Source organism: Blastocatellia bacterium (genome assembly GCA_035573895.1).
GTDB lineage: Bacteria > Acidobacteriota > Blastocatellia > HR10 > HR10 > DATLZR01.
Window position 1 is genome coordinate 1 of record DATLZR010000148.1, and the last position, 8,038, is coordinate 8,038.

Genomic DNA, 8,038 nt, shown 5'->3' on the forward strand with positions numbered 1-8,038 from the left:
CTTTGAGAAACGTTCGTCGTTTGAGTTGTCTCGCCATCGGCTTCCTCCTTACACCCGACTAAAAACCGACGATCACCGTTCAGATGGCGCGGTTCCTCCCCCAATTCCCATCCGATAGTGTCCCATCCAGACAACGTCTGGTCACCAATCGGCCAGAGGTTTTACCTCGGAAAGAGCAGGGGGCGATTCCCCGCCCCGGAGTGGAACCATCACGACGGTGAGCCGCAGGGAGGTCATATCCTTCAAACGGATGGCCAGTTTTCTGATCCCGTCGTTACCATCCTGTTTGGCAGGACGGGGCGAGGATGGTAATGGGGTGGCGCTCATCACCTCAAATCGAGCGTCTGATGGGGTCAGGATGCGACACCACAACCGGACATCGTCCTGAGAGAGAATCGCTGTTCGCCCGTCCTCCTCAAGGCTGACGGCCGCCGTTGTGTGCATGAACCACCAGATCTCACGGGGCTGTCCCGATTTCATTTCATCCTGAACGATTACCACCCGACGCTGGTGGAGGCCAATCCCCCGACGGAGTTCTTCGACCATTGATGCATACGCCGGTGCGAGGTCAATAATGCCGAATGCCCACTCCGGCGTCGAGGAAAAACGCACAACTCGCGTGACGGCAGTCGGATCCTGATCGGGCCCAGGTGATGGATCAACGACCAGCGTGTTGTGCCCCTCGGCTCGGTTTCGGTAGTACGTCCACCGCTCGCGACCAAAGTAACCCGGAAGACTATAGTCATCCGGCCCGAGATCTATCGCCCAGCGCACGCCCAGGGCATCCATCACAAAGCTTCCTATATCGAGATGGCTATGACCGGCGCCGTTTTCTCCGGCCTTCGCCGTGATGAATATGGCATCCCCATCATCCCATGAGCTGCGCAGACTGAAGACCTCAACCCCTCGCACGACCACGCCGCGAAGTTCAAAATCCCGGAAAAAGGCATCCGACGACAAGCCGATCTCCGAAGGCGAACTTTTTCGCTCACTGTACCACACAAGGTCGAGTGGATGCGGACGAGCAACCCGAGCGGCATACCATCCAAAGATGGGGGAGCTGAACCGCCTCGCCAGCCACCATAATTGCGGAGCGTGAAGGGGTCGCTCCCAGGCATCACCGAAATTGAAAATACGCCCCGTTGGCCCCGTGAGGTAAAGGGGGAAGAATCCTGTCCGGTCAAAGCCCGGAGCCGATGATAACCCCTGATCGCTTCCTAACGCCGTCTCCAGAGCAGCGAGGAAAGCGACCGTGTAAAATGTTCCGTAATTCCAGTAGCTCAACCCTTCGTGCCACACGCCATCGGGGCTATATCGTTCGAGCGATACCCTGATCCAGCGGATGGCCTCATTCAGAACTTCGCGGGCGATCTCCGGCAGCTCGTCCAGCACCGCGAGTGCAGCCATTCCGATGCCACCATTGCCTACAGCGTTCCAGTTCGTGTCCACACGGGCAAAGAGACCGAACGGCGCTCCCTGGTAAGCCGCTCGGGCCGGCTGTAGCGCCTTCTGGACAATAGCATCCCGGAGCACGCGCCGTTGCTCTTCGTTCCAGGTGTCGTAGAGCCAGTCATATCCGATGGCAAACGCATGAGCCATCTCCGCCGTGTCGAGAAAATGGGCGGGATTCCAATCAGGGAATTGGGCGGCAGCAGCAAGCTCTTCCCACACGCGGTGACGATACCGTTCATCGGCGTCAAGGCGATAGAGGAGCGCCAGCGTGTAAACGCGCCAGAGCACTTGCTGGCTCACGGTGAGCAATCGTACTCCGTCCGGCTTGATATAACGCGACACCGGCTGGGTGAGAATTGTTTCGCCTTCATTGCGCAAAATCAGGTAGTAAGCCTGACATATCGGGTCCCCTTCGACCTGTCGCTTCACCCGCCCAAACCCACCCTCGCCAATGAGAAGTCTCGGATGCGGAGCCACCGAAATTGCGCGAGCGGTTATCCCGCCGGGTCTGAGCTGCCCCCCGTCGCTCCGGGAAGAGCGGACACTTTTCCCACCGAGCGATGGCGGAGCTGCTTTCGGTCGAAGGGTTTCAGGGACGGAACCCGCTAAGCCAGTAGCCAGCCCAATCACCAGAATTTTTCGCCAGCGACTCCATCCTGCGCTCATACCACTGTGATCCGATCAAGCGGCTGCGACGTGCTCGATGACGTCGTGTATTTGTTCCACGGCGCGGGAGATGTCAAAACGCTCGCGGGCGTGCCGGGATGCCGCGACCCCCATTGTTCGGCAACGCTCCGGGTTCTTCAGCAGACCGGTAATCGCCTGCGCCAGCATTTCCGGTTGACCGGGCGGAACCAAAATTCCCGTGCGCTCATGAACGACGATTTCCCGAGGTCCTCCCACATCGGTAGCAACGACCGGCTTGCCAGAAGCAGCGGCCTCGACGAGAACTAATCCAAAAGATTCGGGAGATCGCGCAGCATGAACCAGGATGTCGCACACCGCCAGCAGCTCGGAGATGTCCCGTCGAAATCCCGTGAAGATAACGCTCTGCCCCAAACCCAGGTCAAGAGCCATTCTCCGGAGCTGGGCCTCGTAGCCACGATTCATCCCGAACATCTCGCTTCCCACGACGAGAAACCGCGCGTCTTTGCAAGTGAGTTGCACGCGCCGGGCAGCCCGGAGGAAATCATCTTGACCTTTGCCCGGTTCCAATCGCCCGATGGTTGCGATCACCCCGCAGGCCCGTTCCAGGCCCAGTTGCTGACGCAGATCGTCAACCCTTGACGGATCAGGAGAGGCCAGTCGCTCCATATCCACCCCCGGATAAATGACCCGCAGCTTTTCTCGCTTCGTACCAAAGGCGCGACACTGAGCCGTTGCTGCTACTTCGGAACTTGCGATGATCATCTGTGCAGGGATGCGGCTAGCCCACCGATCAATGAGATTCTCGACACGAGCAACCCCGTGCTGCCACCACACGGCTGGTCGCCGAGCCAACCTTGCCGCCATCCCTCCGTACAGGTGACCGTAGCCTAAAGAGCTGAATATGACTTCCGCCCTCACCCGTTCGATGATCCGCCTGATTTTCCAAACGGCTTGTGCGTAATTAATCGGGTTACTGAGCCGGGTGATCGGCTGAACGAAGGTCTCGACGCCCAGCTCCATTACCCGCTCAACCAGCGGACCATCCCGAAGAAAGACAACCGACGGAATCAGTCGCCGCCGATCATACCGGCGAAGAAAATCAACCCAGAGCGATTCCGCTCCCCCCTGCTCCGCAACCGGGAGTACGAGGAGAACTCTTCGTGTCTTGCTCCCTAACGCCACGTGAGTCGTACCCGTCTCAGTGCGAAAAAGAGAAGAGCCAGAGCCACCAGCGTCCAGAGGATGGCCCAGACGACAGCCGGAATGTGAGTTAGTTCCTGGAGGTTTCGCGCATCGGTTTTGACATCGCTGCCTGTCGAAAGGTAAACGAGCGCCTTGAGGTCAAAGAGCGCATTCAGGCAGCTCTCGACGCCGAGGAAGCCGACGACAAACTGGGTCAGTCGTGGAGAACCAAAAATTGCGATACCCACGCCGCCGACGCCCAAAGCGAGTCCAAGCAGGAACCCACTACTTCCCACGGGCCGAATGAGTCCGAGCGAAATGACTCCGATGAAAAGCGCTGTGATCGCCAGCACGACGCGGGCTTGTCGAGGCCTGCCGCAGAGCAGAAGTAACAGCACACCATAGGCCATTGTGCCAATGTATCCAGCACTGGAAATGAACAGCAATGATCCGCCACGGGTCGCCGTCAAGCCACTGCCATCGGAACTCACCCGAATCGAAGCCACCGAGCCACCGGTCGCCCAGGCCATTACCGCATGAGCGGCCTCGTGAAGGATCGTGACGAAGATGCGGATCGGATAGGCAATAACCTCTGCGAAGGGAAGGAACCACAGAAGCACAGCGAGCCCCGATGCCATTAGGAGTAGTCGAAATCCATCGCTCGTATTCTTCGCCCGTCGCCTCATGGCCAGCCAATTATATCATCCCTCAACCTGGCAGCGAGCCGCGCAATTTACTCGACTTCGGATGGTGCTGTCGGCGTTAGGGTAGAGGGACCGTATTATCACAGACCTATCGCACGGGCAAACGTCAGTTCACCAACACCTGGGGATTTGGTAAAATTATCAATGCTCTATGTATGAACGACCGAAGGGAACGCCACGACATATGCGCCTACATGTCAAGATCACCCTTTCGGTATCTCTCATTGTGGTCATCGTTCTGATCATCCTTTTCTCCTTCTACTGGTCAGCTGCACGAGGACTCGTCCAAGAGGAGAACCGACGCGACGTTGAGCTGATGGTGGCGCAACTCGGACAGCACCTTTCATCCGAGAGGGTCGTGGAGGACCTCGCCGCTTTGCGCAACGATGCCCTCTTTTACAAAACGGTGCACCGGGAGGTAGATGAAGTTCACATCTATGGGTTCACTCCCACCGGTGTTCGTGAGGTAGTCACGATTCCTCTGGGGGCTCGTAAGGTCCTCCCCATAGAATTCCTTCAACCCGTCCAGCAAGGAAAACTTTTCTCCCGGATTGAGCGGGTCTCTCAGGGGAAATATATCATTCAGGCGGCGGCGCCGATTGAAAGCGTCGGCCAACCGATTGGTATCGTAATGATTCGAGCGCAAACGGCGTCGTATCATTCTCTGCTGACTCGATTGAATCGCATCACACTGGTGATAGCGCTTCTGGCTATCGTCACATTAACCGGTTCACTCGACCTTCTGTTCCGCCAGCTGATCAACCGTCCTGTGAAAGAAATACTGGCGGTTATGCACCGGGCTGAACAAGGCAACCTCGACGCTACGGTACCGGTACGTTCGGCTGATGAAATGGGCCGTCTATGTTCGGGCCTTAACACGATGCTCGCCCAAATTCGTCGGATGCAACAAGAACTGACCGACGAGCAAAAGCGACTCGAAATTCTCGTCGCCGAAGCCACTTCTGAATTAAGTCAACGCAACCGCGAACTTCAGGAAGCCAATCGAGAGCTTTTCGCCCTCCAGCGTCAACTTGTTCACACAGAGCGGTTAGCTGCCACAGGTCACATGGCCGCCCAGATTGCTCATGAAGTCGGGACGCCACTCAACCTGGTCTCTGGTCACATCCAGGTGCTCAAGTCGCGCATGAGCGACGATGATGCCAACCGACGGTTCGACATCATCCTCCAGCAGATCGCTCGCATCGAGCGAATCGTTCGTCAGTTTCTTGACTCCACCCGACAGTTGAAGGCTGAGATGGTGCCGGTGCATATCGGCCCTCTTCTGCAGCAGGTAGTCGAAATGGCAGCGCCCACCCTGGAAAGTCGGAAGATCGAAGTAACCACTCGATTCGATTCTAAAGTGCCGGTGATCAGGGGCTCTCCCGAACGACTTCAGCAAGTCTTCATTAACCTTATTGACAATAGCCTGGATGCCATGCCCTCGGGCGGGCAGCTTGTGATCCTCATCCGGGCTGAAGATCATCAGGTTGTCATCGAATACCAAGACAGCGGCCTGGGGATGACGCCCGACGTTCTCTCCCGTGCTTTCGACCCTTTCTTCACCACAAAGCAGGATAAGGGAGGCAGCGGCCTTGGCTTGGCCATTGTGCGTCAGATCATCCACGAGCACGGAGGTGAAATCCTGGCCGACAGCCGTCCGGGTGGGGGATCGCGCTTTGTTATCACGCTTCCGGTCGCGGACGAATTCCCTCAGGCTGCCCGATTGTCGTCAGAGATCCAAACGGAGTCGGTCAATGCAGAAGATTCTCGTAATTGATGACGATCGTGACACGTGCGACTTTCTTCAAGAACTCCTGATGGCCGAAGGGTGTACTGTCGAGACCGCTCAGACAGCCCGCCGGGGGCTCGAGCTGGCCTGTTCCGGTGAGTTCGACTGCATCGTTGCCGATATTAATCTTAACGACAAGTTAACCGGACTCGATTTGCTGCGAGCACTCAAGCAAACGGGGCCCTCGGTAAAAATGATTCTGATCACCGCATTTGGAACTCTCGATATGGCCATCGAAGCCATTCGCGAAGGCGCTTTTGATTTCATCTCCAAACCGTTCAATGTGCAGCAAGTCATTGCCACCGTGAGACGGGCTCTCGGCCAGGCTCGCCCGGCCCTTCCTTCTGAGGATGTGGCTATGATTCTGCGGCTATCTGAATCGTCCGGACTCATCGGACGAGCACCAAAAATGATCGAGCTTTACAAGGAGGTTGCCCGGGTGGCTCCTACCCGGTTGACCGTCCTGCTGACAGGTGAATCGGGGACGGGGAAGGAGCTCATCGCCCGCGCCATCCACCGTCACAGTTCCCGTGCCCATCGCCCCTTCATCGCCGTCAACTGTGGCGCTTTGACCGAGACCCTGTTGGAATCCGAATTATTCGGCCATGTCAAAGGCAGCTTTACTGGCGCCGTTAGCGATAAACGCGGTCTCTTTGAAGAAGCCCATCAGGGAACAATTTTCCTCGATGAAATTAGTGAGACAAGCCCTGGCCTCCAAGTCAAACTTCTGCGCGTTCTTCAGGAAGGAGAAATCAAGCGTGTGGGCGATTCTCGCTCCCGAACTGTGGATGTTCGCGTTATCGCTGCCTCCAACCGTCGTCTGGACGAAGAGGTCGCTGCCGGTCGCTTCCGTGAAGACCTCTACTATCGCCTGAGCGCCGTCACACTGACACTGCCGCCGTTACGCGAACGACGAGAAGACATCCCCCTTCTGGCGATGTACTTCCTCAAACGCCTGGAGCAGCAAGCTCAGGGGGACAGGGTCCCTCCGGGGGGCTTCGCTCTGATGCCCGACGCGCTCGATCTGCTGCTTGCTTACACCTGGCCGGGAAATGTTCGGGAACTGGAGAACGCCATTGAATATGCTGCCCTTCATGCCCGGAGCGGCATTATCACATCCGAGGACTTCCCGGAGAAGATACGGGCGGCCGTGACGCATTCCCCACGCGAGGCAGATCGTGCCCCCCTGGCCCATCTCTTCCTCGATCTTCCCTCACTCGAAGAACTTGAGCGGCGCTACCTATTGCATGTCCTTGAAACCGTCAATTGGAATCGCAGCCGCGCCGCTGAAATTCTCGGGATTGATCGCCGAACCCTCTACCGCATGGCCGAGCGGTTTGGCCTTTCCATGGACAAATCGGACACTACTTGATGTCAGCAAAAAGTCTCTCGATCCGGCGCATGACAGGGCCCATGGAAGCTGCCACCTCTTGATATTCCTCCACGCTATTGCCCCGTTTCAAACGCAAAAGAAGGGAATCCATCTCTTCGGCCACCTGCTGCGCCCGATCAGTAAGAACAGGTCGCAGGTCCGCCCATGTTTTGGTCAAACCCTGGGCTCCGATTCGGAGCATCTCCTCGTCCCCCACTCGGGCCCAATACTCCAGGTCTCGACCCAAGTAGTGGAGCCGCCCCAATTCGGGAAGTGGGGGTCGGTTAAGATGGACCCCTAAATCCCAAACAATCCTTTCTAATTGGTTGCAGGCGAAGATGGCGCGATTGGTTTGCCCTGCCGCGAGTGCACGCTGAAGCTCAATCTGATAGAAGTTGAAGAAATCAACAAGTGCGAGCGAAAGATCCGGGTACGTTAACTCAGGTGAAGGGAGACTTGGGACCGCCAGGCCAAAGGCGGTGAAAGACTGTCGGGCCGCATACCAATCACCTTCAGTGAGGGCATCGGTCAGGGAATCCAAGGAAATCATAGCCCCGTAAAAATTCCAGCGAGCTATCCTTTCATCGGGAACACGTGATTGACTCGGTAGTGGTTCCTTGGGCCTCTCAAAAGGGACTCCGCCCTCATGCAATGTGCGCTCCCACAAAACCGCCCCCAGGACCAGAAAACCCAGGATTCCCCCTGCACCAAGAAGGGTCAGGATGCTTTTTTCCCGCCATCTAGGCATAGATCCATGTCAAAAAGGGGGACGGGAGCCGTGGGATAATCACAGCTCCCTCCCACCTCGACCTGCTCCCCCAAACCAAAAGCTACCGCTTCTTTGATTTCTTGTCGGACGTCGAGCCGGTCCCTGTCGTCCTTTCAGAAGAT

General features: G+C 57.1%; 6 protein-coding genes. 2 read left to right on the plus strand and 4 right to left on the minus strand.

The window, feature by feature from the left end:
- Positions 1 to 141: 141 nt before the first annotated feature.
- From VNM72_12770 to VNM72_12780, 3 genes are all read right to left on the minus strand, one after another.
- Positions 142 to 1,881 (minus strand): heparinase II/III family protein, encoded by a 1,740-nt coding sequence (locus tag VNM72_12770; GenBank protein ID HXF06269.1) that lies wholly within the window; start codon positions 1,879 to 1,881, stop codon positions 142 to 144.
- A gap of 252 nt (positions 1,882 to 2,133) precedes the next feature.
- A complete protein-coding gene (locus VNM72_12775) occupies positions 2,134 to 3,282 on the minus strand; it encodes a glycosyltransferase (GenBank protein HXF06270.1) in 1,149 nt (382 codons plus the stop codon).
- Positions 3,273 to 3,968, minus strand: a complete 696-nt coding sequence (locus VNM72_12780) for a M50 family metallopeptidase (protein HXF06271.1) — start codon at positions 3,966 to 3,968, stop codon at positions 3,273 to 3,275. The genes VNM72_12775 and VNM72_12780 overlap by 10 nt, the downstream gene beginning before the upstream one ends.
- Before the next feature lie 202 nt (positions 3,969 to 4,170).
- On the opposite strand from VNM72_12780, the gene VNM72_12785 reads away from it, so the two are divergent.
- Both VNM72_12785 and VNM72_12790 read left to right on the plus strand, forming a co-directional pair.
- Positions 4,171 to 5,763, plus strand: a complete 1,593-nt coding sequence (locus VNM72_12785) for an ATP-binding protein (protein ID HXF06272.1) — start codon at positions 4,171 to 4,173, stop codon at positions 5,761 to 5,763.
- Entirely contained in the window at positions 5,741 to 7,147 is a 1,407-nt protein-coding gene (locus VNM72_12790) for a sigma-54 dependent transcriptional regulator (protein HXF06273.1), read from the plus strand. The genes VNM72_12785 and VNM72_12790 overlap by 23 nt, the downstream gene beginning before the upstream one ends.
- Here the strand turns inward: VNM72_12790 and VNM72_12795 are convergent.
- Entirely contained in the window at positions 7,140 to 7,697 is a 558-nt protein-coding gene (locus VNM72_12795) for a hypothetical protein (GenBank protein ID HXF06274.1), read from the minus strand. The genes VNM72_12790 and VNM72_12795 overlap by 8 nt on opposite strands.
- Positions 7,698 to 8,038 lie beyond the last annotated feature (341 nt).